At 71.0% G+C, this 25,924-nt stretch carries 30 protein-coding genes and 1 tRNA gene; 12 read left to right on the forward strand and 19 right to left on the reverse strand.

Annotated features, from left to right (window positions below; all coding sequences use genetic code 11):
• Window positions 1-63 precede the first annotated feature (63 nt).
• Window positions 64-540: a MarR family transcriptional regulator gene (locus tag MQE23_RS23205; RefSeq protein ID WP_020274942.1), complete on the reverse strand. Its 477-nt coding sequence runs from the start codon at window positions 538-540 to the stop codon at window positions 64-66.
• 103 nt (window positions 541-643) lie between these two features.
• Here MQE23_RS23205 and MQE23_RS23210 point away from each other — a divergent pair, with 103 nt between their 5' ends.
• From MQE23_RS23210 to MQE23_RS23245, 8 genes are all read left to right on the forward strand, one after another.
• Window positions 644-1,039: an HGxxPAAW family protein gene (locus MQE23_RS23210; RefSeq protein ID WP_243380153.1), complete on the forward strand. Its 396-nt coding sequence runs from the start codon at window positions 644-646 to the stop codon at window positions 1,037-1,039.
• A 127-nt stretch (window positions 1,040-1,166) separates the two neighbouring features.
• Window positions 1,167-2,039: a DUF2797 domain-containing protein gene (locus MQE23_RS23215; RefSeq protein WP_037671343.1), complete on the forward strand. Its 873-nt coding sequence runs from the start codon at window positions 1,167-1,169 to the stop codon at window positions 2,037-2,039.
• A gap of 175 nt (window positions 2,040-2,214) precedes the next feature.
• Window positions 2,215-2,955: a response regulator transcription factor gene (locus MQE23_RS23220; RefSeq protein WP_037671358.1), complete on the forward strand. Its 741-nt coding sequence runs from the start codon at window positions 2,215-2,217 to the stop codon at window positions 2,953-2,955.
• A complete protein-coding gene (locus MQE23_RS23225) occupies window positions 2,952-4,574 on the forward strand; it encodes a HAMP domain-containing sensor histidine kinase (RefSeq protein ID WP_243380154.1) in 1,623 nt (540 codons plus the stop codon). Before MQE23_RS23220 ends, MQE23_RS23225 begins: the two co-directional genes overlap by 4 nt.
• 14 nt (window positions 4,575-4,588) lie before the next feature.
• Window positions 4,589-5,965 carry a bifunctional glycosyltransferase family 2/GtrA family protein gene (locus tag MQE23_RS23230; RefSeq protein WP_243380156.1) on the forward strand — a complete coding sequence of 459 codons (1,377 nt, stop codon included), beginning with the start codon at window positions 4,589-4,591 and terminating at the stop codon, window positions 5,963-5,965.
• Window positions 5,962-8,169 (forward strand): glycosyltransferase family 39 protein, encoded by a 2,208-nt coding sequence (locus MQE23_RS23235; RefSeq protein ID WP_243380158.1) that lies wholly within the window; start codon window positions 5,962-5,964, stop codon window positions 8,167-8,169. The genes MQE23_RS23230 and MQE23_RS23235 overlap by 4 nt, the downstream gene beginning before the upstream one ends.
• A 118-nt stretch (window positions 8,170-8,287) precedes the next feature.
• A complete protein-coding gene (locus MQE23_RS23240; RefSeq protein WP_243380160.1) occupies window positions 8,288-9,784 on the forward strand; it encodes an MFS transporter in 1,497 nt (498 codons plus the stop codon).
• A 157-nt stretch (window positions 9,785-9,941) separates the two neighbouring features.
• A complete protein-coding gene (locus MQE23_RS23245) occupies window positions 9,942-10,709 on the forward strand; it encodes a TetR/AcrR family transcriptional regulator (RefSeq protein WP_243380162.1) in 768 nt (255 codons plus the stop codon).
• Window positions 10,710-10,716: 7 nt separating this feature from the next.
• Here the strand turns inward: MQE23_RS23245 and MQE23_RS23250 are convergent, their stop codons facing one another.
• A complete protein-coding gene (locus tag MQE23_RS23250; protein WP_020274933.1) occupies window positions 10,717-11,187 on the reverse strand; it encodes a PPOX class F420-dependent oxidoreductase in 471 nt (156 codons plus the stop codon).
• Window positions 11,188-11,197: 10 nt separating this feature from the next.
• Window positions 11,198-11,491, reverse strand: a complete 294-nt coding sequence (locus MQE23_RS23255; protein WP_020274932.1) for an STAS domain-containing protein — start codon at window positions 11,489-11,491, stop codon at window positions 11,198-11,200.
• Window positions 11,492-11,767: 276 nt separating this feature from the next.
• Between MQE23_RS23255 and MQE23_RS23260 the strand changes: the two genes are divergently transcribed.
• Both MQE23_RS23260 and MQE23_RS23265 read left to right on the forward strand, forming a co-directional pair.
• Window positions 11,768-12,490 carry an ANTAR domain-containing protein gene (locus MQE23_RS23260; RefSeq protein ID WP_051185655.1) on the forward strand — a complete coding sequence of 241 codons (723 nt, stop codon included), beginning with the start codon at window positions 11,768-11,770 and terminating at the stop codon, window positions 12,488-12,490.
• 57 nt (window positions 12,491-12,547) lie between these two features.
• Entirely contained in the window at window positions 12,548-13,249 is a 702-nt protein-coding gene (locus MQE23_RS23265; protein WP_020274930.1) for a GAF and ANTAR domain-containing protein, read from the forward strand.
• Here MQE23_RS23265 and MQE23_RS23270 read toward each other — a convergent pair.
• The 3 genes from MQE23_RS23270 to MQE23_RS23280 all read right to left on the reverse strand — a co-directional run bounded on the left by MQE23_RS23270 (window position 13,232) and on the right by MQE23_RS23280 (window position 17,192).
• On the reverse strand, window positions 13,232-14,053 hold the full coding sequence (locus MQE23_RS23270) for a YceI family protein (RefSeq protein WP_020274929.1): 822 nt from the start codon (window positions 14,051-14,053) through the stop codon (window positions 13,232-13,234). The genes MQE23_RS23265 and MQE23_RS23270 overlap by 18 nt on opposite strands.
• A 90-nt stretch (window positions 14,054-14,143) precedes the next feature.
• Window positions 14,144-16,690, reverse strand: a complete 2,547-nt coding sequence (locus MQE23_RS23275; protein ID WP_243380164.1) for an MFS transporter — start codon at window positions 16,688-16,690, stop codon at window positions 14,144-14,146.
• A gap of 13 nt (window positions 16,691-16,703) precedes the next feature.
• The gene (locus MQE23_RS23280; protein WP_020274927.1) at window positions 16,704-17,192 is read right to left on the reverse strand and encodes a MarR family transcriptional regulator; all 489 of its coding nucleotides are present in this window, start codon (window positions 17,190-17,192) and stop codon (window positions 16,704-16,706) included.
• A 215-nt stretch (window positions 17,193-17,407) separates the two neighbouring features.
• On the opposite strand from MQE23_RS23280, the gene MQE23_RS23285 reads away from it, so the two are divergent.
• Window positions 17,408-17,605: a hypothetical protein gene (locus MQE23_RS23285; RefSeq protein WP_020274926.1), complete on the forward strand. Its 198-nt coding sequence runs from the start codon at window positions 17,408-17,410 to the stop codon at window positions 17,603-17,605.
• 294 nt (window positions 17,606-17,899) lie between these two features.
• On the opposite strand, the gene MQE23_RS23290 is transcribed toward MQE23_RS23285, so the two are convergent.
• From MQE23_RS23290 to MQE23_RS23325, 8 genes are all read right to left on the reverse strand, one after another.
• Window positions 17,900-18,805 (reverse strand): RNA polymerase sigma factor SigF, encoded by a 906-nt coding sequence (locus MQE23_RS23290; protein ID WP_243380166.1) that lies wholly within the window; start codon window positions 18,803-18,805, stop codon window positions 17,900-17,902.
• A 268-nt stretch (window positions 18,806-19,073) separates the two neighbouring features.
• Window positions 19,074-19,919, reverse strand: a complete 846-nt coding sequence (locus MQE23_RS23295; protein WP_128092436.1) for an RNA polymerase sigma factor SigF — start codon at window positions 19,917-19,919, stop codon at window positions 19,074-19,076.
• A 213-nt stretch (window positions 19,920-20,132) separates the two neighbouring features.
• The gene (locus MQE23_RS23300; protein ID WP_037666512.1) at window positions 20,133-20,426 is read right to left on the reverse strand and encodes a Dabb family protein; all 294 of its coding nucleotides are present in this window, start codon (window positions 20,424-20,426) and stop codon (window positions 20,133-20,135) included.
• On the reverse strand, window positions 20,426-20,602 hold the full coding sequence (locus MQE23_RS23305) for a hypothetical protein (RefSeq protein ID WP_243380167.1): 177 nt from the start codon (window positions 20,600-20,602) through the stop codon (window positions 20,426-20,428). Before MQE23_RS23305 ends, MQE23_RS23300 begins: the two co-directional genes overlap by 1 nt.
• 83 nt (window positions 20,603-20,685) lie before the next feature.
• A tRNA-Ser gene (locus tag MQE23_RS23310) sits at window positions 20,686-20,770 on the reverse strand.
• Window positions 20,771-20,815: 45 nt separating this feature from the next.
• A complete protein-coding gene (tadA, locus tag MQE23_RS23315; RefSeq protein ID WP_243380168.1) occupies window positions 20,816-21,247 on the reverse strand; it encodes a tRNA adenosine(34) deaminase TadA in 432 nt (143 codons plus the stop codon).
• A 56-nt stretch (window positions 21,248-21,303) separates the two neighbouring features.
• Window positions 21,304-21,840, reverse strand: coding sequence for a hypothetical protein (locus tag MQE23_RS23320; RefSeq protein ID WP_020275502.1), 537 nt, complete (start codon window positions 21,838-21,840; stop codon window positions 21,304-21,306).
• A gap of 275 nt (window positions 21,841-22,115) precedes the next feature.
• Window positions 22,116-22,370 carry a hypothetical protein gene (locus MQE23_RS23325; protein ID WP_037671906.1) on the reverse strand — a complete coding sequence of 85 codons (255 nt, stop codon included), beginning with the start codon at window positions 22,368-22,370 and terminating at the stop codon, window positions 22,116-22,118.
• A gap of 132 nt (window positions 22,371-22,502) precedes the next feature.
• Here MQE23_RS23325 and upp point away from each other — a divergent pair, with 132 nt between their 5' ends.
• Entirely contained in the window at window positions 22,503-23,138 is a 636-nt protein-coding gene (gene upp / locus MQE23_RS23330) for a uracil phosphoribosyltransferase (protein ID WP_037671908.1), read from the forward strand.
• Between the two features lie 15 nt (window positions 23,139-23,153).
• On the opposite strand, the gene MQE23_RS23335 is transcribed toward upp, so the two are convergent.
• From MQE23_RS23335 to MQE23_RS23355, 5 genes are all read right to left on the reverse strand, one after another.
• A complete protein-coding gene (locus MQE23_RS23335; protein WP_020275505.1) occupies window positions 23,154-23,771 on the reverse strand; it encodes a LytR C-terminal domain-containing protein in 618 nt (205 codons plus the stop codon).
• A gap of 121 nt (window positions 23,772-23,892) precedes the next feature.
• Entirely contained in the window at window positions 23,893-24,189 is a 297-nt protein-coding gene (locus tag MQE23_RS23340; RefSeq protein WP_003991361.1) for a type II toxin-antitoxin system VapB family antitoxin, read from the reverse strand.
• Window positions 24,190-24,527: 338 nt separating this feature from the next.
• On the reverse strand, window positions 24,528-24,680 hold the full coding sequence (locus tag MQE23_RS23345) for a hypothetical protein (RefSeq protein ID WP_020275506.1): 153 nt from the start codon (window positions 24,678-24,680) through the stop codon (window positions 24,528-24,530).
• 69 nt (window positions 24,681-24,749) lie between these two features.
• Complete coding sequence (locus tag MQE23_RS23350; RefSeq protein ID WP_243380169.1) at window positions 24,750-25,088, reverse strand: hypothetical protein; 339 nt, start codon at window positions 25,086-25,088, stop codon at window positions 24,750-24,752.
• A gap of 219 nt (window positions 25,089-25,307) precedes the next feature.
• Window positions 25,308-25,901, reverse strand: coding sequence for an HhH-GPD-type base excision DNA repair protein (locus MQE23_RS23355; protein WP_243380170.1), 594 nt, complete (start codon window positions 25,899-25,901; stop codon window positions 25,308-25,310).
• Window positions 25,902-25,924 lie beyond the last annotated feature (23 nt).

Below are 25,924 nucleotides of genomic sequence, written 5' to 3' on the forward strand. Positions count from 1 at the left end.
TCGTCACATGACGAGTATGCAGTTGAAGATGGCATCGCGAGCGATGCTGTTCTCGGTCGGCGTTCAGTCAGTGCGGCAGTGATCCTCCAAGTAGTCCGCCGCCAATGCGCTCGCGCGGGTGAACCAGTCGTTCAGGACTGCGATTTCGTCGGGGGAGTAGTCGGCGAAGAGTTGCGTGAGGCGGGCGTAGTACGGCTCGTAGACCTCTCGGACGCGGGCGACCGCGTCGGGCTCGGCGGCTACGCGGATGCGGCGGCGGTCGGTCGGGTCGGGGCGGCGGGTGATGTAGCCGGCGCGCTCCAGGCGGTTGAGGATGCCGGTGACCGCGCCCGTCGTGACGTGGACGCGGGCTGCCAGGTCGCCGGCCGTGGGCAGGTTCTCACCGGCCTCGATGACGTAGGCGAAGCAGGTGAGGTCGGTCACACTCAGGCCTACCTGCTGGGCGATCTCGTGCTGCCCGACCAGGTGGGTCGCGATGAGGTGGTCCATCGCCGACAGTGCCTGCTCCGGCGTGGCGGCCGGACGCGGCTTGGCTTGCATTCCCAGATCCCTTAGTTCGTGAGATGTTTGGGTTCTAAAAGGCTAGCTGGTGAGGGGTTCGGGAGCGCGGGTTCCCGGGCCTTCGTGTGTAAGGGGGCAGCATATGAGCGCACATCAGTATGACCACGGGCATACCGTCGCGGGATGGGTCGGAACCGCGATCGCGAGTGTCGGGGCCGTCGCGGCGGGGGCGGGTGTGTGTTTCGTCTCCGGCGTGCTGATCGCCGGCGGGCTCGCGATCGGTGTGGTCGCTCTGCTGGTCACCTGGGCGCTGCATCTGGCCGGCTGGGGGAAGGGACCGGGGATCCGGCCCCGGGAGGAGTGGGGCTGGCGGGTGCGGGACTCGGGGGCGCGGGCCGGGCATGACGAGTGCCTCGGGTGCCGGCTGGCCGGGCGGCGGCGGACTGCGCAGGTGGCCGGGCCTCTTGTCGTACGCGGTGATGTGAGTGTGGGCGGGGAGAGCGAACCCGCTGCCGTGGGGGCCGACTCCGGGCGCTGATTCGCGCGAGCGCCATAGTCGGCGAGCGCCATTGTCGGCGAGTTCCCTTGTCGGTGGGCGCCGTTGCCGACCGACGCCGTTGCTCGCCCGACGCCGTTGTCAGTGGTGCCCTCTACGCTCGGCAAAGATGGCACAGGCATGGAGGTGCTCGGGGCTGCGGTGGTCCGCCGGTGGTCCCGTGCTGGTGTGGGACGGTGGGCGGCGCAGCGCGCTGACCTGGGGGAAACGCGTGGCCTTCGGGGTCGCGGAGGGGGGCGTGCGGACGTGCGTGGGGGCTCGGGGGCATGCCTGTCCGACGAGGGCGGCCGTGTCGGCGCGGAGTACGGGGGCGCGGTGCGAGGAGTGTGCGCGGCTGGACCGGGCGCACTCCGTGGCCGCCGACACGATCGCGGACGACCCGCGGCCGTATCACGTGTATCTGGCGTGGTTCGGGCCCGGCATGGTCAAGGTCGGGATCACGGCGGAGGAGCGAGGCTCCGCGCGGCTGCTGGAGCAGGGGGCCGTGTGCTTCAGCTGGCTCGGAGTCGGGCCGCTCATGGCCGCGCGGCGTACGGAGGAGTTGTTGCGGGCCGCGCTGCGGGTGCCCGACCGGATTCCATACGCCGAGAAGCGGGTCGTGCGGGCCGTGCTGCCCGAGGCGGCGGCTGACCGGGCCGTCGAGGTCGCCGAGTTGCACGCGCGGGCCGTGGCGCTTCCCGCGTGGCCGGAGTCGCTCGTGCGGGAGCCGCTGCGCGTTGTCGATCACGTGGAGGCGTTCGGGCTCGCGGGGCTGCCCGTCGCCGTCGGGGAGGTGGGCGAGCTCGTCGCGGGTGGGGTCGTGAGCGGGGAGCTCGTGGCTGCTGCCGGGCCCGATCTGCATCTTGTGACCGCGGGTGGGGTCGTCGTGCTGGATACGCGGCTGATGAGCGGGTGGGAGCTGGTGCCCGCCGGGGGTGCGGAACTGACCGTGCCGGTGCGGGAGTTCAAGGAGGATGCCGGGGTGCAGGACGGGTTGTTCTGACCGCCGCCCAGCGGATCCACAGCTTCCCCCTCACGTCCAGCAGCGACCCCCGCAGGCCCCACCCCACCCGACCCCGGCATTCCCAGGCGTTCCCTGAGAAGCGCCTGTGTGTTTCTCAGGGAAATCACAGGTTGCCGAAAGGGTGCTCTCAGAGCACGCCGACATCGTGTTCACCATGACCACGACCTCGCCCCAGGGGCGCACCGAACTGCTGAGGCCGGACGGGAGCCCCGTCCGAGTGCTTGTGGTGGACGACGAGATGTCGATCACCGAGCTGCTGTCCATGGCCCTGCGCTACGAGGGCTGGCAGATCAGGAGCGCGGGAGACGGCCAGGGCGCCCTCCAGACCGCGCGCGACTTCCGGCCCGACGCCGTCGTGCTCGACATGATGCTGCCCGACATGGACGGGCTGGCTGTGCTCGGGCGGCTGCGCCGTGAGCTGCCCGACGTGCCGGTTCTCTTCCTCACCGCCAAGGACGCCGTCGAGGACCGGATCGCCGGGCTGACGGCCGGCGGGGACGACTACGTCACCAAGCCGTTCAGCCTCGAAGAGGTCGTCGCGCGGCTGCGCGGGCTGATACGGCGGTCCGGTGCCGCCGACCGGCGTTCCGACTCCACGCTGGTCGTCGGTGACCTCACCCTCGACGAGGACAGTCACGAGGTGACCCGCGGCGGTGAGAACATCCACCTGACCGCGACCGAGTTCGAGCTGCTGCGGTTCCTGATGCGCAATCCGCGGCGCGTGCTCAGCAAGGCGCAGATCCTCGACCGCGTGTGGTCGTACGACTTCGGCGGGCAGGCCAACGTCGTCGAGCTGTACATCTCGTATCTGCGGCGGAAGATCGACGCGGGGCGGGAGCCGATGATCCACACGCGGCGTGGTGCCGGTTACCTGATCAAGCCCGCGGCCTCATGAGCGGGCGGCGACGGCCGGATCCGCAGCACAGGACGGGCAGGCTGTCGCGCGCGGGCAAGCCGCGCACGCTGCGGACACGGCTCGTCGTCGCGTCCGTGGTGCTGATCGCCGTGGTGTGTGCGGTGATCGGGACGGTGACGACGCTTGCCCTCAGGTCGCATCTGTACGAGCAGTTGAACGATCAGGTCGACGACGCCGGCAAGCGTCTGTCGGGGCCCATGAAACCCGGGGGAGAAAAGGACTCCGACTCGATCGACAGGATCACCGGCTTCGTCAGGGGACCGGCCCAGCCGGGGACGATCGCCGCCGAGGTCGGTGCCGACGGCACGGTCACCCGGGCGGCCATCGCCAAGGAGGCCGCCGACGAGATCGGCCCCTTCCAGCGGAATGCGGCCGTCAGCCTCACCGACGAGCAGAAGGCCGCCCTCGCCGAGGTGCCGACCAGTGGAATGCACACCGTCGACATCCCCGGCCTCGGCGAGTACCGCGTGCAGTACGTCCCCGGGGCCGACGGAGGCCTCTACTACGTCGCCCTGCCCACCAAGTCGGTCACCACCACGATCAACACCCTCATCCTCGTCGAGGTGAGCGTCACCGGGGCAGGCCTGGTCGCCGCCGCCATCGCCGGTTCCGTCCTCATCGGCGTCGCCACCCGCCCCCTCCGCCGCGTCGCCGCCACCGCCACCCGGGTCTCCGAACTCCCCCTGCACACCGGCGAGGTGAACCTCAGCGAGCGGGTCCCCGACTCCGAGACCGATCCGCACACCGAGGTCGGCCAGGTCGGTGCCGCGCTCAACCGGATGCTCGACCACGTCCACGGCGCCCTGCACGCCCGGCAGCAGAGCGAGACGCGGGTCAGGCAGTTCGTCGCCGACGCCAGTCACGAGCTGCGGACTCCGCTCGCCTCCATCCGCGGGTACGCCGAGCTGACCAGACGCGGACGGGAGGACGTCGGCCCCGACACCCGGCACGCCCTCGGGCGGATCGAGTCCGAGGCCGGGCGCATGACACTGCTCGTCGAGGACCTGCTGCTGCTCGCCCGGCTGGACGCGGGGCGGCCGCTGCAGTTCGAGCAGACCGACCTCGTACCGCTCGTCGTGGACACCATCAGTGACGCCCGTGCGGCCGGTCAGGACCACATCTGGCGTCTCGACCTGCCCGACGAGCCCGCGCTCGTGTCGGCGGACGCGGCCCGGCTCCAGCAGGTCCTCGTCAACCTGCTCGGCAACGCCCGCACCCACACCCCACCCGGTACGACCGTCACCACCCGCGTCCAGCGGCGCGGCCCCTGGCTGTGCGTGGACGTCGAGGACAACGGGCAGGGCATTCCCGCCGAGTTGCTGCCGCACGTCTTCGAACGGTTCGCGCGCGGCGACTCCGCGCGGTCCCGCGCCACCGGCTCGACGGGTCTCGGCCTCGCCATCGTGCAGGCCGTGGCGACCGCGCACGGCGGTGCCGTGACCGTCGACAGCGTGCCCGGGCGGACCGTGTTCACGGTGCACCTGCCCGCGCTGCCGGCCCAGCCGCAGCCCGAAATGAGCCGGCAGCAGCACTCACGCTCGCAGCAGCACTCACAGGCACGCCACAGCGTCACCACATGGGCACAACAGGGCGCCTGACGAAAGTCGGTTCCATGCGAACCGATTCTTCTCCCGGCACCCTGCCGGCGCGGGAGCACCTCCCGGCCGCACCAGCCGGTACGCCTGTCCTGGACGTAGTGATTCCCGTCTACAACGAGGAGAAGGACCTCCAGCCGTGCGTCCGCAGACTGCACGAGCACCTCGCCCGCACGTTCCCGTACGCGTTCCGCATCACGATCGCGGACAACGCCTCCACGGACACCACCCCGCAGGTCGCGGCACGGCTGGCAGCGGAGATCCCCGAGGTCAGCACCTTCCGCCTGGAGCAGAAGGGCCGCGGCCGGGCCCTGCGGGCCGTCTGGTCGGCCTCGGAGGCCCCGGTCCTCGCCTATATGGACGTCGACCTGTCCACCGACCTCAACGCCCTCCTCCCGCTGGTGGCTCCGCTGATCTCCGGCCACTCCGACCTCGCGATCGGCTCCCGGCTGGCGCCCAGTTCCCGCGTGGTGCGCGGCCCCAAGCGGGAGTTCATCAGCCGGGTCTACAACCTCATCCTGCGCGGCTCGCTCCAGGCCCGCTTCTCGGACGCCCAGTGCGGGTTCAAGGCGATCCGCCGTGACGTGGCGCAGGTGCTGCTGCCCCTGATCGAGGACACCGACTGGTTCTTCGACACCGAGATGCTGGTGCTCGCCGAGCGCGCGGGGCTGCGGATCCACGAGGTGCCGGTCGACTGGGTCGACGACCCCGACTCGACCGTGCACATCGTCCGGACCGCCACCGACGACCTCAAGGGTGTGTGGCGGGTCGGCAGGGCCCTGGCCACCGGTTCGCTGCCGCTGGACCGGCTCGCCCGGCCGTTCGGCGACGACCCGCGTGACCGTGAGATCAAGGACGTACCGCGGGGCCTCGCCCGTCAGTTGGTCGGGTTCTGCGTGGTCGGCGCTCTCTCCACCCTCTTCTACCTGCTCCTCTACAGCGGCTTCCGCGTCTTCACCGGCTCCCAGGCCGCCAATGCCCTCGCCCTGCTGGTCTCGGCGATCGCCAACACCGCCGCGAACCGGCGGCTCACCTTCGGGGTGCGCGGGCGCGGCGGGGCCGTACGGCACCAGGCGCAGGGCTTGGTCGTCTTCGGCATCGGGCTGGCCCTGACCAGCGGCTCGCTCGCCGCGCTGAACGCGGCCACGTCCGAGCCCGCGCACTCCACCGAGCTGGCGGTCCTCATCGCCGCCAACCTCGCGGCGACCGTGCTGCGCTTCCTGCTCTTCCGGGCGTGGGTCTTCCCCGACCGGCGCGAGGGCGGCTCTCCGGTGGCCGCCTCGTACGACACCACCCAGTTCCGCGCCGGCGATGTCGCGGACTCCTGGCGGGACGCCACCGCGCAGCTGCTGCCGGTGCGCCCCCACGACACCGATGCGAGGGACTTCCGATGACCGTCCACCACGACCAGCAGGTCACCGACAGAGGACAGAGTCCCGACACCGGGCCCCAACGCCCGCCTGCCCACGCACCCGCCCCCGACGCCGGTGAACCCAAGCGGCCCCTGCCCCGACGGCTGTGGCGCGGCCGGCCCGAGGACCCCCGCTGGGCCCGCCCGGCCTTCCTCGCCCTGCTCCTGGCGACCGCGGTGCTCTACCTCTACAACCTGAGCGCCTCCGGTTACGCCAACTCCTTCTACTCGGCGGCCGTCCAGGCGGGCAGCCAGTCCTGGAAGGCGTTCTTCTTCGGCTCGCTGGACGCCGCCAACGCCATCACCGTCGACAAGCCCCCGGCCGCGCTGTGGCCGATGGCCCTGTCCGTGCGGCTGTTCGGCCTCAGCTCCTGGGCGATCCTGGCCCCCGAGGTCCTCATGGCCGTCGGCACGGTGGCCGTCGTGTACGCCTCCGTACGCCGCCGGTTCAGCCCCGCGGCCGGTCTGATCGCGGGCGCGGTGCTCGCGCTCACCCCCGTCGCCGCGCTGATGTTCCGCTTCAACAACCCGGATGCGATGCTGGCCCTGCTGATGGCCGTGGCCTGCTACTTCGTCATCCGGGCCCTGGAGGACGGCCGTACGAAGTGGCTGGTGTGGGCCGGGGTGGCCATCGGCTTCGCCTTCCTCGCCAAGACCCTCCAGGCCTTCCTGATCCTGCCGCCGCTGGCCCTGGTCTACGGGGTGTGCGCGCCGGTGTCGGTGCAGAAGCGCCTCGGGCAACTGGCCCTCGCCACGATCGCGCTGGTCGTCTCCGGCGGCTGGTGGGTCGCGATCGTCGAGCTGTGGCCCGCGTCCTCCCGCCCGTACATCGGCGGCTCGCAGAACAACAGCTTCCTGGAACTGACCTTCGGCTACAACGGCCTGGGCCGCCTCAACGGTGACGAGACCGGCAGCGTCGGAGGCGGCGGTGGCAGGGGCAACGGCGGTGGCAACTGGGGCGAGACCGGCTGGGACCGCCTGTTCGGCTCCAGCATCGGCGGCCAGATCTCCTGGCTGATTCCGGCCGCGCTGATCCTGCTGGTCGCGGGTCTGGTGGCGACGCGGAAGGCACGGCGTACGTCGGTGACGCGCGGTTCGTTCCTCGTCTGGGGCGGCGCGCTGCTCACGACCATGCTGGTCTTCAGCTACATGCAGGGCATCTTCCACGAGTACTACACGGTGGCGCTGGCCCCCTACATCGCGCCGCTGATCGGCATGGGCGCGGCGCTGCTGTGGGAGAAGCGTGACAAGGTCTTGGCGTCGCTGACCCTGGCGGCGGCGATGACGGCGACAGCGGCGTGGGGTTACGTCCTGCTCAACCGCTCCTCCGACTACCTGCCCTGGCTGAAGTGGCTCGTCCTGGTCGGCGGCCTGACGGCGGCCCTCGGCCTGATCTTCGCGAGCCGGCTGGGGCGCGGACTGGCCCTGGGAGCGGCCGGGCTGGGCCTGGTCGCGGCGCTGGCCGGGCCGGCGGCGTACACGCTCACCACGGTGAACGAGGGGCACACGGGCTCGATCGTCACGGCTGGTCCGGCGGTCGCGGGCGGCCGGGGCGGTCCGGGCGGGGGTGGCTTCCCGAGGGGTGACGGTTTCCCGGGTGGCGGCCAGAACCAGCAGAACGGCAACGGCACCGGGAACGGCACCGGCAATGCCCAGGGCGGGCAGGGCAACGGCTTCCCGGGCGGTGGTTTCCCCGGCGGTGGTTTCCCGGGCGGTGGCCCGAACCAGCAGGGCCAGAACACCACCCCTGGAGGCCGCATCGGCGAAGGCGGCCGGACGGGCGGCATGGGCGGTGGCATGGGCGGCGGCATCGGCGGTCTGCTCAACGGCGCCAGCGTCGGCTCCGAGGCCAAGAAGCTGCTGACGACCGACGCCGACCAGTACACCTGGGCCGCGGCGGCCATCGGCGCTCAGAACGCCGCGAGTTACCAGCTGTCCACCGGCGAGCCGGTGATGGCCATCGGCGGCTTCAACGGCACGGACCCGTCCCCGACCCTGGCCCAGTTCAAGGAGTACGTGGCGGACGGAAAGATCCACTACTTCATCGCGTCCGGCGCGGGCGGCGGCATGCGCGGCGGCAGCGACGGCACGTCCTCCCAGATCACCTCCTGGGTCGAGGCCAACTTCAAGAAGGTCACGGCCGGTTCGGCCACCTTCTACGACCTCACGCAGAAGGCGAGCAACTGACAGCCCCTGACCGGGAGAAGGGCGGTGGCCGAAAGCCACCGCCCTTCTCCGTTGCCCGGGCAGGCGAAGCCGGATACTCGATTGTACGGCGTATGGGAATTATTCTACGGTGTACAGCATGACGACATCCCCCCAGGAAGAGGCCCCGCCGCAGACGGCACCCGGCGGCCATCCCCAGCGCTGGCTGATCCTCGGTGTCATCTGCCTCGCGCAGCTCACCGTGCTGCTCGACAACACGATCCTGAACGTGGCGATCCCCTCGCTCACCCGCGAGCTGGACGCGACGACCGCCGACGTCCAGTGGATGATGAACGCCTACTCACTGGTGCAGTCCGGCCTGTTGCTCACGGCGGGCAATGCCGCCGACCGCTACGGCCGCAAGCTGCTGCTGATGGCGGGCCTGGCGATCTTCGGCATGGGCTCGCTGGCGGCCGGGCTGTCCCAGAGCCCGGCCCAGCTGATCGCGGCCCGCGCCGGCATGGGCGTCGGCGGCGCGCTGCTGATGACCACGATCCTCGCCGTCGTCGTGCAGATCTTCGACGACAAGGAGCGGGTCAAGGCCATCGCGCTGTGGTCCACGGTCAGTTCGCTCGGGTTCGCGGCCGGGCCGCTGATCGGCGGAGTGATGCTGAACCACTTCTCGTGGGGCGCGATCTTCCTGATCAACATCCCGGTCGCCGCGATCGGCCTGATCGCGGTCGCCGCTCTCGTGCCGGAGTCCAAGCACAAGGCGGGTGACCGTCCCGACCTGGTCGGCGCGGTGCTGTCGACCATCGGCATGACGTCCGTCGTGTACGCGATCATCACCGGCCCCGAGCACGGCTGGACGTCCGGACAGGTGCTGGTCTCCGCGCTGATCGGCGTCATCGTTCTCGGCCTGTTCGTGACGTGGGAGCTGCGGACCGAGCACCCCATGCTCGACATGCACTTCTTCCGCAACCAGAAGTTCGTCGGCGCGGTCGCGGGCGCGATCCTCGTGGCGTTCGGCATGACGGGCTCGCTGTTCCTGCTCACCCAGCACCTCCAGTTCGTGCTCGGCTACGAGCCGCTGGACGCCGGTCTGCGGACGGCGCCGCTGGCGTTGACCGTGGTGGCGCTCAACTTCACCGGGCTCGGCGCGAAGCTGGTGCTCAAGGCCGGTACGCCGGCGGCCATCGCGCTCGGTATGACCCTGGTGTCGGCGGGGCTGGCGGCGATCGCGCTGCTCGGCGGGCACGGGTACGGAGGGACGTTGCTCGGCCTGGTCGTGATGGGCGCGGGTGTGGCGTTGTCCATGCCGGCGATGGCCAACGCGATCATGAGCGCGATACCGCCGGAGAAGGCGGGGGTGGGAGCGGGGATCAACGGGACGCTCGCGGAGTTCGGCAACGGGCTCGGGGTGGCGGTCCTCGGTGCGGTGCTCAATTCGCGGTTCGCGTCGTTGGTCGCCGTGTCGGCGGCGTCGTTGCCGGCGGCGTTGGCCGCGGCCGACAGTGCGGGGGAGAAGGCGCGTATCTCCGACGCGTTCGCCTCCGGGCTGGAGACCAGTCAGTTGGTGGGGGCGGTGGCTGTGCTGGCCGGGGGGTTGGTCGCGGCGGCGTTGTTGCGGCGGGCTGAGCGGGCAGAATCCGCCTAGGAGCTCGCCTGGGAGCTCGGGGTGTGCGGTTGTCGTGCGGGTGCGGGTTCACCGTGGTTGATCGCGCCCACGCGGCGGAGCCGCAAGTCGGCGCAGCCCCGCGCCCCTTTCGGGACGCCTAGCATGATCGGCGTTGGCAAGTTGAGGAAGGTGCGCCATGGCGAAGGCGTCCGAGAAGGCCGCGCGGACCAGCGTCTGGCTGGAAAGCAAAGCGCACCGGCGGCGCGGCGGCGGTGGGCAGCCCTCGGGGCTGGACCGGGCGCGCATCGTCGAGGTCACCGTCCGGCTGCTCGACGCCGAGGGGCTGGCCAAGTTCTCGATGCGGCGGCTGGCCGCTGAGCTGAACGTCACCGCGATGTCCGTCTACTGGTACGTCGACACCAAGGACGACCTCCTCGAACTCGCCCTGGACGAGGTCATGGGCGAGATGCGGCTGCCCGATCCGGATGCCGACGAGGACTGGCGGGACCAGGTGCGGGCGCTCGCCCGGGAGTACCGGACGCTGCTGGTGCGTCACCCCTGGGTGTCCGCGCTGGTCGGCGTCTTCCTCAACATCGGCCCCAACAACCTGGCCTTCTCCCGGACCGTGCAGCGCGTCGTCCGCCGGACCGGACTGCCCGCGAAGCGCCTGACGAGCACGATCTCGGCCGTCTTCCAGTTCGTCTACGGCTACGGCACGCTGGAGGGCCATCTCTCCGCCCGGGCAGCGGCCGGCGGCATGACCGTGGACGAGTACTTCCAGCAGGCGCTGAGCACGGTGACCGCGGCCCCGCAGGCCGCAGACGTCATCCAGGAGTCCCAGGAGATCATGGCGGCGCGCGGCGGCGACACCGTCGCCGAGATGCTGGAGCGCGACTTCGAGTTCGCGCTGGAACTGCTGGTCGCGGGCATCGAGGCGATGGTCGCCCGGGAGCGAGGGGCCTGAGCTCCGGCTACTCCCCCTCGACCAGCCGTGCCGGGAATCCGCCGGTCGCCACCGGCCCCCACCGCTCCGGTGTGATGCGGATGATCGACTTGCCCTGCTTGACCATCGCCGCGCGGTACTCGTCCCAGTCGGGGTGTTCCCCGGCGATGTTCCGGTAGTACTCCACGAGCGGTTCGACGGAGTCGGGGGTGTCGAGGACCTCGGCCGTGCCGTCGATCTGGACCCAGGGGCCGTCCCAGTCGTCGCTGAGGACGAGCAGGCTCACGCGGGGGTCCCGCTTGGCGTTGCGGGTCTTGGCCCGCTCCGGGTACGTCGAGACCACGATCCGGCCGGAGTCGTCGACCCCGCAGGTCAGCGGCGAGCCCTGGGGGCCGCCGTCGGACCGCCGGGTCAGCAGGATCGCGTGGTGCCGGGGCCGTACGAAGTCGAGCAACTCGTCGAGGGAGACGCGGGTGTTCGTCGCGATGTTCGGTGCCATGCCAGGCAGCCTACGACGCCATGGCCTCGGCGAGGTTGTCGTACACGGGCACGTCCCGGCGCAGGCCGGTCAGCTCCAGTACGCGGCTCGCGACCCCGTCCGGCCGGGCCACCAGACGCATCCGGGCCCCGGGGCGCAGCCGGTGACGCACGTCGTTGATGAGGCGGACGCCCTGGGAGTCCATGAAGTGGGTCGTGGTGAGGTCGAGGACGAGGACTTCCAGCCGGTCACCACGGGCCAGGGTCTCGGACACGATGAGCGGAAGCAGTTGCTCCGCGTTGCCGAAGTCGATCTCCGCGGGCATGGGGAGACGGACTCGGCCGGGCAGGTCTCGGGGTTCGGTGGGATTCGGGAGGAAAGTCACAGCACTCACCTGGCAGACGTTCGTCCGGATTCCGGTAAGGCCGCTTCCTGACCCTCGGGCCCATTCCACCACGCCGGGCCGCGGCTGCGGAAGCGCCCGTGGCGGCCGTCGGCCGGACGTCACCTGGACGCAACCGAGCAGCTAGAGTGCTGTCCGTCCTGTGCTCGCAGTCGGGAATGTGCTGCGGAGCTCTCCTGCGCACGGCCATGGTCGTGCATGCCGAAGAGGTTCGTGGTGGCTGCGTCCGAGTTTCCTGATTTGCCCCGTTTTCCGGTCGGCTTCGAGCTGGCCGAGGCCCTGACGGTGGCGTCTCAGCAGCTGCACGAGACACCCACGCCGCACAACACGCTGCGTACAGCGGTACGGCTGGCCGTCCACATCATGCCCGGGGCCGAGCACGCCGGCGTCTCCGAGATCGAGCGCGGCAACAAGTTCCGCACGCTCGCCTGGACCGACGACGTCGTGCGCTCCGCCGAGGCCCGGCACGGCGGCCGCGAACCGCACGCGCACTGGGAACAGTTGTGGCACAGCCCGGTCGCGCGGATAACGGACAGCGAGGCCGGCGACGGCTGGGACGTGCTGTCGGCCCTGGGGCTGCGCTCGGCGCTGTCGCTGCGGCTGCGCGCCGACCGCCGCAGGCTGACCGTGCTCACGGCCTACGCGCGCAAACCGGGCGCCTTCGACGAGGACGCTACGCGCATCGGCCGGCTGTTCACCGCGCACGTCAGCATCGCCCTGGACTCCGCCACCGTGCGCGAGCAGCTCACCGAGGCCATGCACACCCGGGACCTGATCGGCCAGGCCACCGGCATCCTCATGGAGCGCCGGGGCATCGACGCGGCCGCGGCCTTCGAGAGCCTGGTGCGGGCCTCCCAGCGGGAGAACGTGAAACTGCGCGATCTGGCCCGCGAGATCGTCGGCGCTCACAACTCGACGTGAGTCACTGTGAGTTAGGGCGGGGGCGTTAAGGGACGCCGACGGGATACCCGTACGTTCATGAGTTCCGAGACGTCCGACACGCTGGACCAGGCGATGGTGCGCAGCAGCGGTCTCGACACCCTGCTGCGCGATCTGACCGACCGTGCGGTGCAGGAGGTGCCGGGCGCCGCCGCGTGCAGCATCACGGTGCGCCGCGGCGGCCGGCTGCTCACCCTCGCCGGCAGCGCCGGCCTGCCCAGCGGCCTGGACCAGCGGCAGTACGAGAACGGCTCGGGCCCCTGCGTCGAGGCCGCCGAGACCGGCGTCGAGCAGTACGCCCCGGACCTGGCCGAGGAGTCCCGCTGGCCGGCGTACACGCGGTACGCGCTGGACACGGGCGTCCGGAGCGTGCTGGCGGTGCCGCTCGCCGTCGAGGGCGAGACGGGAGCGGCGCTCAACTACTACGGCGAGCGGCCCGGGGTGCTCGGCACCGGCCGGGACAAGGCCCGGACCTTCGCGGCCCGGGCGGGGGACGCGATCGACGTCGCGCTGCGCATCGAGCACCGGCGCCAGTCGGCGGCCGACGTGCGCACCGCGCTGCTCTCCCGCAGCGTCATCGACCAGGCGATCGGCATCCTCATGGCCCGGGAACGGATCGACGCCCGGGACGCGCTGGAGCGGCTGCGCCGCGCCTCGCAGCACCGGAACGTCAAACTCCGCGACCTGTGCGGCCAGTTGGTGGCGAAGGTCTCCGGACCGGCCTCAGACGGCCGGAAGTGACTCGCCCTGCACGGCCTGGATGTCCAGCTCCACCTTGAGCGTCGTGCCGATGGCGGCGATGCCGGCCTGGAGAACCTGGTTGTAGTTCATCGCGAAGTCCTCGCGGTGCAGTTCGGTCGTGGCACGGAACGCCGCGCGGGTGCCGCCCCACGGGTCCGGGCCCGTGCCGAGGTAGGCCAGGTCCAGGTCCACGGCCCGTACGACGCCGTGCATGCCCAGCTCGCCGTGCACGGTCCACCGGTCGGACCCGGCCGCCGTCAGACCCGTCGACCGGAAGGTGATCTCCGGGAACCGCTCGACGTCCAGGAAGTCCGGCGACTTCAGGTGCCCGTCGCGCATGCCGTTGCCGGTGTCGATCGACGCGGCCCGGATCACCGCCTCCACGCGCGACTTGGTGACGTCGTCCGGGGCGATCTCGATCGAGCCGGAGAACTCCGTGAAGCGGCCGTGCACGCTGGAGATGCCCAGGTGCTGGGCGACGGCGGCCACGCTGGAGTGCACCGGGTCGACGGTCCACGGCCCCGGCGGCGGCAGCTCGGTGCCGCCCTGCCGTGCCAGCGTCACCGTGCCGACCTCGGCCCGGCCGCTCGCCGTGACGATCACGCTGGAGGCCGCGGGCGCGTAGCCGACGGCGGTGACGATGACGGTGTACGCCCCCGGCTCCAGCGGCGTCGCGTCCCGTACGGCGCCCTCCGCGTCGGCCTCGGCACGCAGCGCCTGCGCCCCGGTCATGTCGGCCACGGTGACGACCGCGTGCGACACGGCCCAACCGTCCCGGGTACGGATCCTCGCGGTCAGTCCCATCTCAGCTGCTCCTCAGAATGAAAACCGGCCCGCGACAGGGGGCGCACCTCCGCTCAGAGCGCGCCCACCTGTCACGGGCCGGGGTCCGTACTACTCGCCGGGGTGGGCGAGTTCGATGTCGTGGGCGTCGGTGCCGCGGCCCGTGACCGTCAGGGCGGTGGCCACCGGCGGGTAGCCCGTGGCGATGACGGTGTACTCGCCGCCGTCCAGGTCGGTGAAGGCGTACGCCCCGTCCGATCCGGTCGTGGCCGAGCCGACGACGTTGCCCGCCTGGTCGACCAGCGTCACCCGGGCGTCGGCCAGCGGGCCGTGCGGGGCGCGGACGACACCCTGGACGCGGGCGCCCGAGTCCAGGTCGATCTCGACCCGGGTGACCCCGGTGCCGCCCACCTCGACGGGCAGGGCGCGCGGCCGGTACCCGGCGGCGTTCACCGCGACGGTCACCGCCCCGGGCACCAGCTCGGCGAACGAGAACTCGCCCTGCTCACCGGTGGCCTGGGTGGCCAGCAGGTCCCCGCGCACGTCGGTCACGATGACCATCGCGTCCTTCACCGGCTGTCCGCCCTCGGCGGCCCGCACCAGGCCGGTCAGCCCGCTGGTGCCGCTGAGCAGGATGTCGTAGGCGACCGGCTCGCCGTTCACCACGACCGTGGAGGCCTGCGGCTGGTAGCCGTCGGCGGAGGCGATCAGCACGTACGACCCGGCGCCCGGCGCGTCGACGGCGTAGGAGCCGTCGGCCTGCGCCACGGACCGGCCCAGCTGACGCCCGGCCAGCGAGATCAGCGTGACGGCGGCCTGCGGCACGGGGGTGCTCTCGTTGCCGCGGACGAAGCCGCGGACCGGCACACCGTTCCCACCGGACGCGGGCTCCTCGGCCCGGGTCGCCGTGGCGACCGCGGCGAGCCGCTGCGTGCCCTCGGGCCCGGCGCCGTCGGCGGCCTCGGTGTCCGCCACGGCCCAGCTCGGCACGGCCTTCTCCGCGGCGGGAGCCTCGGCGGCCGCCTCGGCGGGAGCCTCCGCGCGGGCGTCGGTGTCCGCCGCCTGCGCCAGCCCACCCTTCGTCTTCAACGGGACCTCCTTGATGAACAGCGACACCAGCAGCGCGAGCAGCGCCAGCGGGGCCGAGTAGAGGAACACGTCCGCGACACCGTGGCCGTAGGCGCTCTCCACGACGGTGCGGATCGGCGCGGGCATCGCATTCAGGTCGGGGATGCCGCCACCGCCGGTGCCGGCGTGGCCGAGGGCCTGGCCCTTGGCGCCGAGGCCGGCGAGACCGTCCTTGACGTAGTCGGTGATCTTGTTGCCCAGGACCGCGCCCAGCGCCGAGACGCCCACGGCACCGCCCAGGGACCGGAAGAAGGTCACCGTGGAGCTGGCGGCACCCAGGTCGCCCGGCTCCACCTGGTTCTGCGTGCACAGCACCAGGTTCTGCATCATCATGCCGATACCGAGGCCCATCAGCGCCATGAAGATCGCTATGTGCCAGTACTCGGTGTCGTACCGGATCGTGCCCAGCAGCCCGAGGCCCGCGGTCACCAGCACACCGCCGCCGAGCAGCCAGCCCTTCCAGCGGCCGGTCCGGGTGATGACCTGGCCGGAGACGGTGGAGGAGACGAACAGGCCCGCGATCATCGGGATGGTCATGACGCCGGACATCGTCGGCGACTTGTCCCGCGCCAGCTGGAAGTACTGGCTGAAGAACACGGTCCCCGAGAACATCGCGACACCGACGAACAGCGAGGCCACGGAGGCCAGCGTGATGGTGCGGTTGCGGAACAGCCGCAGCGGGATGATCGGCTCGCTCGCCTTCGCCTCGACCAGGACGAACAGCGCCAGCAGCACGACCGAGCCGCCGACCATCGCGTACGTCTGCCACGACAGCCAGTCGTACTTGTCACCGGCGAAGGTCACCCAGACCAGCAGCAGGCAGACGGCCGCGGTGATGAAGAAGGCGCCGGCCCAGTCGACCTTGACCTTCCGCTTCACGACGGGCAGGTGCAGGGTCTTCTGCAGCACGATCAGGGCGATCACGGCGAAGGGCACGCCGACGTAGAAGCACCAGCGCCAGCCGAGCCAGTCGGTGTCGGTGATGACACCGCCGACCAGCGGACCGCCGACCATGGCCGTGGCGAAGACGGCACCCAGGTAGCCGTTGTACCGTCCGCGCTCACGCGGCGAGATCATCGCCGCCATGATGATCTGGGCCAGCGCGGACAGACCGCCCATGCCGATGCCCTGGACCGCGCGGAACGTGATGAGCATGCCCGGGTTCTGCGACATGCCGGCCGCCGCCGACCCCAGGACGAAGACGACCAGAGCGAGCTGGATCAGCAGCTTCTTGGAGAACAGGTCGGCGAGCTTGCCCCACAGCGGCGTCGACGCGGTCATCGTCAGCAGGGACGCGGTCACGACCCAGGTGTAGGCGCTCTGGCCGCCGCCGAGGTCGCCGATGATGCGGGGCAGGGCGTTGGAGACGATCGTCGACGACAGGATCGCGACGAACATGCCGAGCAGGAGACCGGTGAGGGCCTCCATGATCTGCCGGTGCGTCATCGGAGCGCCGCCGCCGGGGGAGCCGTGGGAGCCTCCCCCGTGCTTGGCATGAGCCCGCACACCGGCTGGTGTGGTCGTTGCCATGGGCTTCCTTTTCTTACGTGCTTGCGGGTGTACGGGTGGTCTGTTCGACAGCGGGTGGTGCCGCCCGGGTCCCGGGCCGGCAGTCGAAGCTCTCCCTCAGCCGGGCCATCAGGTCCGTGAGCCGGCCGACGTCCTCGTCGCTCCAGTCGCTCAGGCGCTCGGCGAGGACCTCGGTGGTCCGCCGGGACAGCTCGTCGAGCTGCGCGTGGCCCGCGGGGGTGAGGCGCAGGATCCGGGAGCGCTTGTCCGCGGGGTCGGGGGAGCGTTCGATCCAGCCCCGGTCCACGACGTGCGCGACGTGGCGGCTGGTGACCGACATGTCCACCGCGAGCAGCTCAGCGAGCTTGCTCATGCGCATGTCGCCGTGGCGACCGAGGATGGTCAGTACGGTCGCCGACCCGCCGGGGCAGTCGGCCGGCATGATCCGGCCGAGCTCCCGCTTCACGGCGCCGAAGGCACTGAACTGGCGGACCAGCTCTTCGTACTGCGCCCTCTCGGCCATGACACCTCCCGCTTTCGTTGCTTAGGGCAACCATAGGAGCTGTTGGTTGCTACAGGCAAATAAAAGAGGGGCGTTCGGCATAAAAACTTGGCAAAGGCAAGTATTGCGGTAGTAAATGTGCAGGTCGTGAGGCTGGGGGGAAGGGCCGGGTGGGACTGAACGGAATGCCAACCCCCACTTGGGGAGCCCCGGCGTTTTCGCTAGGGTCTCGGGCCATGGCTAACAACCAGGCCCCGCAGGGCAATCACGACCCCGCCGGCAGCACCCAGATGTTCCGCGCGTTCGTCGACGAGGCGCCGCAGGGGCGGCAGGCCGCGCCGACGAGCGGTGGCGGGCCGCGTATCGGTCTCATCCTCGGCGTCGTCGTCGCGGTCGCGGTGATCGCGGGGGTGGCTTGGCTCGCTCTTGGGTGACGTCGGCCAGGTGTAACTCGGCGTTGGTCGCCGGGGTCGGGTGGGCCCGCAATCCGGCGGAGCGGGGTGCCGCTGTGCCCACCCGTGCCGCCCTTGGCGGCACGATTGCCCGCAGCTAAGTGCGCCCGCACCCGCCTACGGCGGGAAGCGGACGTGTCGGGGGGTGTCCGCCCGCAGCGGTTGGCGCGTCAACGGGCAGTTCGTCGGTGTCCGAGTCCATCGCGCCGTTCCGAGGACGGACACCCCCGGTGCGGCCCCGACCCACCACCACCGGGTGGGCGACGGGGCGCGCGGTCAGTCCGAGATGAGCCCTTCCCGCAGCTGCGCCAGTGTCCTCGTCAGCAGGCGGGACACGTGCATCTGCGAGATGCCGACCTCCTCGCCGATCTGCGACTGGGTCATGTTCGCGAAGAACCGCAGCATGATGATCCGCCGCTCACGAGGCGGCAGTTTGGCCAGCAGCGGCTTCAGCGACTCCCGGTACTCGACGCCCTCCAGGGCGCTGTCCTCGTACCCCAGCCGGTCCGCCAGCGAGCCCTCGCCACCGTCGTCCTCCGGTGCCGGCGAGTCCAGCGAGGACGCCGTGTACGCGTTCCCCACCGCCAGCCCGTCGACGACGTCCTCCTCGGACACCCCGAGCACGGACGCGAGTTCGGTGACCGTCGGCGAGCGGTCCAGCTTCTGCGAGAGCTCGTCACTGGCCTTCGTCAGGGCCAGCCGCAGTTCCTGAAGCCGGCGCGGCACCCGCACCGACCACGACGTGTCGCGGAAGAACCGCTTGATCTCGCCCACGACGGTCGGCATCGCGAACGTCGGGAACTCGACGCCCCGTTCGCAGTCGAACCGGTCGATCGCCTTGATCAGCCCGATCGTGCCGACCTGGACGATGTCCTCCATCGGCTCGTTGCGGGAGCGGAACCGCGCCGCCGCGTACCGCACCAGCGGCAGGTTGAGCTCGATCAGCGTGTCACGGACGTATGCACGCTCGGGGCTGTCCTCGTCGAGCGCGGCCAGCCGCAGGAACAGGGAGCGGGACAGGGTGCGGGTGTCGATGGCCCCCGTGGCCACAAGCGCCGGCGCGGGCTCGGTCGCGAGCTCGGCCGGAACGTCGTCGATGGGGCCGAGTGAGTCGAGAGCATGGGGAGCTGTGTCGCTCTCCGCGAGCGTGAGCACCTTCGAGCTGCCCTGTTCTGCGGACATGCCACCCCCTTTGGGTCGCGGGACGGTCGCGGCGAACGCCCCCGTCTGAGGAACGCAGCCTTCACCTGAATACCGGAGCCGAAGCCCCGGCAAACGCGCTTCCCGCAGAATGTCACATGTCGGCAACACGCTGTAGTGACATGTCGACATCTGAGACGCGAATCCGCCCTGCAAGAAAGGGGTCTGACGCCCTGTCGGCGCCGAGGCGTCGGCAACCGCCCTGACCAGCGATTCCCTCGCCCCGGTGACCTCTCGCTCCTGTTTCCGGTTACGCGTCGATCCGGTTCGCGGACCGCAACCGCTGGAAGCTACGCGCGAGTAGCCGCGAGACGTGCATCTGCGAGACGCCGAGTTCCGCACTGATCTGAGACTGCGTGAGGTTGCTGTAGTACCGCAGCAGCAGGATCCGCTGCTCCCTTTCGGGCAGTTGTACGAGCAGATGCCGTACGAGGTCCCGGTGCTCCACCCCGTCCAGTGCGGGATCCTCGTAACCGAGCCGGTCCAGCAGCCCCGGCAGCCCGTCGCCCTCCTGTGCGGCCTCCAGTGAGGTCGCGTGGTACGACCGCCCGGCCTCGATGCAGGACAGCACCTCGTCCTCGGTGATGCGCAGTCGCCCGGCGATCTCGGCGGTGGTCGGGGTGCGCCCGAAGGCGGTCGTGAGGTCCTCGGTCGCGCTGTTGACCTGCACCCACAGCTCGTGCAGCCGGCGCGGTACGTGCACCGTGCGGACGTTGTCGCGGAAGTAGCGCTTGATCTCGCCGACCACCGTCGGCATCGCGAACGTCGGGAACTGCACACCCCGGTCCGGGTCGAAGCGGTCGATGGCGTTGATGAGCCCGATGGTGCCGACCTGGACGACGTCCTCCATCGGCTCGTTGCGGGAGCGGAAGCGGGCGGCCGCGTAGCGCACGAGCGGGAGGTTGGCCTCGATGAGCGCCCCGCGCACCCGGTCGTGCTCCGGTGTCCCCGGCTGGAGCTCCTTGAGCTGACCGAAGAGGACCTGTGTGAGGGCTCGGGTGTCGGCGCCGCGGCTCCGCTGGGGAGCAGGGGCAGCCGGGGGAGCCGGAGGGGCAGGTTCCGCGGACGGCGCCTGAGGTGCGGTATTGGCCAGCACGGTCAACTCCACCTCGTCATCCGTCAACCCGCCCGTCAGCTCTTCCAGCAAAAGCGGTCATAGCATCACAAGAAATGTGCACTGTGTGCAAGCACCCCATAACTACGTGTTGTGGGGTGAAATGCACCATCGATGCGCACCAGCACGGGCCGGCACCGGGCCGACAACGGAAGAGCCCCCCGTCGGAACGACGGGGGGCTCGAAACGGCGGGCTCAGAACTCGTAGTCGGCGATCACCCATGTGGCGAACTCGCGCCACTGCGCGACACCCGCCTGGTGGTCGGGATGCTCCACGTACCGGCGCAGTGCGTCCGCGTCGTCGAAGGCCGAGTTGATGGCGAAGTCATGGGCGATGGGACGGTCGCTGACGTTCCAGCCGAGCTCCCAGAAGCGGATCTCGGGGATCGTGCCCTCGAGGGCACGGAAGGCTTCGACGCCCTTCACGACCCGCGGGTCGTCGCGCTCGACGCCCTCGTTCAGCTTGAAGAGCACCAGGTGGCGGATCATCACTTTCCTCCGTCGGCGACCCACGTGGCGAAGTCGCCGAGGGCCTGGGCGGCGTCCGATATGCCCTGGAACCCTATCTGGACGTAGTCCGCGGCCTTGGCCGGGTCCGTGATGATCACGTACAGCGCGAAGACCACGACGACGTAGACGGCGACCTTCTTCGCGTTCACCGCCATCGCGGCCTCCCCTGTCACTGGTGTCCCATGCAGCGCACATGATCGCACGAAGGGCCCCGTCTGACGACGGGGCCCTTCTCCAGCGGTAGCGGAGGGATTTGAACCCTCGGTGACTTGCGCCACACTCGCTTTCGAGGCGAGCTCCTTCGGCCGCTCGGACACGCTACCGAGGGAGACCTTACAGCAAGGTGCGGCGTGCTTTGAAATCGGTATTCAGCGGCCGCGGAAGAACTCGGTGAGGACCCGGGCACACTCCTCGGCCAGCACGCCCTCGATCACCTCGGGCCGGTGGTTGAGCCGCCGGTCGCGGACGAGGTCCCAGAGGGAACCGGCCGCACCGGCCTTCTCGTCGCGGGCGCCGTAGACGAGCCGGTCGACGCGGGACTGCTGGATCGCGCCCGCGCACATCGTGCAGGGCTCCAGCGTCACCACGAGGGTGCAGCCGGCGAGCCGCCACCGGCCGAGTGCGGCCGCGGCCCGCCGGAGGGCGAGGACCTCCGCGTGGGCCGTCGGGTCGCCGCCGGCCTCACGCGCGTTGTGCCCGGCCGCGAGCACGGTGGTGCCGTCCGGAGCCAGTACGACGGCGCCGACGGGAACGTCCCCGCCCCGGACGGCCTCGGCGGCTTCGTCCAGGGCGAGTCGCATCGCGGAGCGCCATGGGTCCCGTACCGGATCCGGCTGTTGCGGGGTGGTGCGTGCGGTCAGCGGACGGTCTCCAGGGTCTCCGAGGCACCCAGCGCCTCGGCGATCTCCGTGACGGCGTCCGTCGCCAGCGAGCGCAGCTCCTTCTCGCTCACGCCGAGGTCGTCCAGGATCTGGGCGTCGCCGACCGGGCCGTGCGGCACGGCCTCGCCGGTCGCGGCGACCGCGTCGCCGTCGCCGGCCTCGTCGTCGTCGGACTCACCGTCCTCGGTGCCGTCGAGGTCGAGGGCGTCCAGGTCGTCCCCGTCGTCCGGATCGCGTCCGAGCAGCTCGTCGGTGAGCAGGATCTCGCCGTAGCTGCTGCGGGCAGCGGCGGCGGCGTCCGAGACGTAGATGCGCGGGTCCTCCTCGCCGTCCACACGGACGACTCCGAACCAGGCGTCCTCCTGCTCGATGAGCACGAGCACCGTGTCCTCGTCGGGGGAGGCTTCACGGGCCAGGTCGGCCAGATCCGACAGGGTTTCCACATCGTCGAGCTCTGTGTCGCTCGCTTCCCACCCGTCTTCGGTGCGCGCGAGCAGTGCGGCGAAGTACACCGTGACTCTCCCACTGGTCATAGGCGTGCCGGTTGGGGGTCCCCCCGGCGGAGGTTGCGGGCGGGGAGTGCTCGTCCGAGCCCCACCCACTCGGAATCGTGGCAGAAACAATGCGTTCAGGGGACGTCTTCGGCTCCCTGTGTCCGGCAGTTTTGATCGCACGCTCGTTGCCGCCACCTGCGGATCGTACGCGGCTTTCCCCCGCTGCACGCACGGTCACCCCGGCAACGTCCGCGCGGTTCGTGATCTTCCCCGGGGGTTTCCTCACCCGTTTCCTACCAGCGGAACGTGCGCATGCGCATCGCGTGCCGCAGCCGGGCCACCTTGACGCGGCGCGGCTGGACGCGGTCGCGCAGCTCCCGGGCCTCGGCCAGATCGCGCAGGAACCGGGCGCGCCGCCGCCGGCGCTCGGCGTCGGTCTCGTCCGTCCTCGCGTCCAGCGCGCCGGTCCTGCCGGTCTCGTCGGTCTCCGCGTCCGTCGCGGGCTGTGCGCGCGGCGACGGAACGTCTCGGGCATCCCGGTCGGGCATCAGGCTCACCACCCCCAGTCCGTCCTTCCCACTTTCCCCCGGACGGGCGGTTTGACGCCAGCGAACGGGTGAGGGCCGGACGGCGGGCTTGCCGTGCCGCCGGGGTGAGCGGGCCCGGTTACTGTTGTGGACATGCGTCTCCACGTCGTCGACCACCCCCTGGTCGCCCACAAGCTCACCACGCTGCGCGACCAGCGCACCGACTCCGCGACGTTCCGCCGTCTCGCCGACGAGCTGGTCACTCTGCTCGCCTACGAGGCCACGCGCGACGTGCGCACCGAACAGGTCGACATCAAGACGCCGGTGGCCACGACCACGGGCGTCAAGCTGTCCCACCCGCGTCCGCTGGTGGTGCCGATCCTGCGGGCCGGCCTCGGCATGCTGGACGGCATGGTCCGGCTGCTGCCGACCGCCGAAGTGGGCTTCCTCGGCATGATCCGCAACGAGGAGACGCTCCAGGCCTCCACGTACGCCACGCGTATGCCGGAGGACCTGTCGGGCCGTCAGGTGTATGTGCTGGACCCGATGCTCGCCACCGGCGGCACGCTGGTCGCGGCGATCCAGGAGCTGATCCGGCGCGGCGCCGACGACGTGACCGCCGTGGTGCTGCTGGCCGCGCCGGAGGGCGTCGAGGTCATGGAGCGCGAGCTGGCGGGCACCCCGGTGACGGTCGTGACCGCGTCGGTCGACGAGCGCCTGAACGAGCACGGCTACATCGTGCCGGGCCTCGGCGACGCGGGGGACCGGATGTACGGGGCGGCCGAGTAGGCCGTTCGGGGCTGCTCAGCAGCCCTTCTTCGACGACGGCGCCGGCTCGGGCCTGGCCAGCTCGGTCAGGGCCCGGTCGGCGTCCGGCTTCTTCGCCAGCTCCTTGAAGGCGTCGCCGATGACGAGGTCGAGGGCAGCGCCCTTGCGGGCCGCGTCGGTACGCCGCTCGGCGTCCGGGAGCTGGGTGCCGAGCACGGGCAGCGAGGTGTCGAGGGCGGAGGAGGGGCCGAGGAGCACGCCGGGGCCCTTGACCTTCTTGTCGTACTGCTTCGTCGCGTTGCCCACGTCGCCGATCTTGAAGCCGCGCTTCTTCAGCTCGTCGGCGGTCTTCTTCGCCAGGCCGCTGCGGGTGGTGGCGTTGAGCACGTTGACCGTGATCGTGCGCGGCTCGGGCAGGGCCCTGGCGCTGGGCGAGGGGCTCGACTTGGTCTGGACGGCGCAGTCCGTCCCGCCGCCGGCCGCCGAGGCCTTTCCGCCGCCGCCGGTGAAGACGTCGATGAGCTGCAACGTGCCCCAGCCGCCCACGCCGAGCACGGCGGCGGAGGCGGCGACCAGCACGACGAGCCTGCCGCGCCGCCGGGGCCGGCGCATCCGCGGGTACTTGTTTCCCTTGATGCGGTATTTGCCGCCCATGCCGGGGGGAGTCAGCATGCTCATGAGCGCAGCGTAGTGCGCCTGGGCGACGATGCCTACTAGATGATCATTCGACGTCGCCCAGCAGAACCCGAAAGGGTCAACCCGTGACCTGCCGGGCTCAGTCGAGCTCGAGCACGCGCGCGTGCAGCACCTGACGCTGCTGGAGTGCCGCCCGCACCGCGCGGTGCAGGCCGTCCTCCAGGTACAGATCGCCCTGCCACTTCACGACGTGCGCGAAGAGGTCGCCGTAGAACGTCGAGTCCTCGGCGAGGAGCGTCTCGAGATCGAGCTGCTGCTTGGTCGTCACGAGCTGATCGAGGCGGACCGGGCGCGGCGCGACGTCCGCCCACTGCCGGGTGCTGTCCCGGCCGTGGTCGGGGTACGGCCGGCCGTTTCCGATGCGCTTGAAGATCACACGGAAAGCCTACCGGGCAGGACCTTCCGGGCGCAGCCGTGGCGACGGAGTGCGACGCCGAAAAAAAACCCACAAGGCGGTACGAAACGGGAACGGGGCGTGAATATGCCGGAGCGTGAGACCGTGCCGGCGGCCGCACGCACCCGAGGCAGACCGGCAGGCTCCAGGCCCGCGCCGCCCAGGCGTTCCTGGAGCGGCTCACGCAATCCGTGCGCCTGATTCGCCCGAAAGGGGTCGCCGCGGACCGGTGGGAGGGCACACGCTCGCTCATCGGGACGGCCCGGCGACCGGGGGCGGCGGAGGCGCTGGTCCGGCCGCCACCGCCACCGCCGCTCGGTTCAGCCGCGTTCCCCTTCCTCCGGGCTCTGCTGCCGTTCCCGCGTCTTGGGCCCGGACGGGGGCTGCGGCCGGGACTGGGACGGCTTGGGGGCGTTGCGGACGGCCTCGGCGCGCAGGAGGGCGCGCAGGACCGCGTACGGGTCTTCGAGCATGGCTGTGTTCCTCGTTCCGTGTTGCTGCGCATGGCTGCGCACGGGCTGACGGACAGGTGTCCGGTCCCGTCAGCAGCGCAGGACCTCGGAACACAGGGGTCGAGGGTCGTGCCGCGGCCCCGGCACCACGGGAACGGGATGCGGCGCGGTGTACCCGGACCCGGAACTCGGGAGCGGGGCGGGGCGCAGGGGGACGGCGGTGCGCCGGGAGCCCCGGGCCGGTGGGCGCAGGGCGGTGTCGAGGACGTCGCACTCGACGGCCGTGCTCTCCGCGGAGACGACGGCCGTCGGCCCTGCGTGCGCCTCGGCGTGCGCGCCGGGCACGAGCAGGGCGAGCAGCAGGACGAGTACCCGCGGCCACGTGCTCCGACGGGTGGCGCGGGGGGCCGGCCGCGGTGCGGGGTTCATGGGGGCCGGTTCCCCGTCGTGGGCACGCGGTTTCATCCCACCGGCTGCGAGTTCCGCTCGCTCGGCGTACGACGACCCTGGTTACGCAGGCCCCGGGGGGAGCCGCTCGATGGCTCGCTCATGATCCATGCTTGGCCCGCCCGGGAGACTCCCGCCACCTGGGACGGGCCGCGCGGCTGATGGCCACGGGGCCCCGGGGGGCAGGGTCTCCGCAGTCCGCTACTTGCCCGTCGCCTTCGCGGCCTTGGCCGCTGCCTTCATTTCCTGTTTGTGTGCTCGTACCTTCGCCAGCGACTCGGGGCCGGTGATGTCGGCGACCGAGCGGAAGGACTTGGGTTCGCCGTAGGAGCCCGCGGCCTCGCGCCAGCCCGTCGGCTGCACCCCGAGTTGCTTGCCGAGCAGGGCGAGGAAGATCTGGGCCTTCTGCTTGCCGAAGCCGGGCAGCTCGGCCAGTCGCTTCAGCAGTTCCTTGCCGGTGGCGGCGTCCTTCCAGACGGCCTCGGCGTCACCGTCGTAGTGCTCGACGAGGTACTGGCACAGCTGCTGGATCCGCTTGGCCATGGAGCCCGGGTAGCGGTGCACCGCCGGTTTCTGGGAGAGCAGCGCGGCGAAGGCCTCCGGATCATGCGCGGCGATCTCGTGCGCGTCCAGGTCGTCCGTGCCGAGCCGCTGGGCGATCGTCGCCGGGCCCTTGAACGCCCATTCCATCGGGATCTGCTGGTCCAGCAGCATCCCGACCAGCGCGGCGAGCGGACTGCGCCCGAGCAGCGCGTCGGCCTCGGAGTCCTGGGCGAGGTGAAGAGTGACGTCCATGCACCGATCATCCCCCGGGGTGG

Origin of the sequence: Streptomyces sp. HP-A2021 (assembly GCF_022807935.1) — a bacterium.
GTDB classification, from domain to species: domain Bacteria; phylum Actinomycetota; class Actinomycetes; order Streptomycetales; family Streptomycetaceae; genus Streptomyces; species Streptomyces afghaniensis.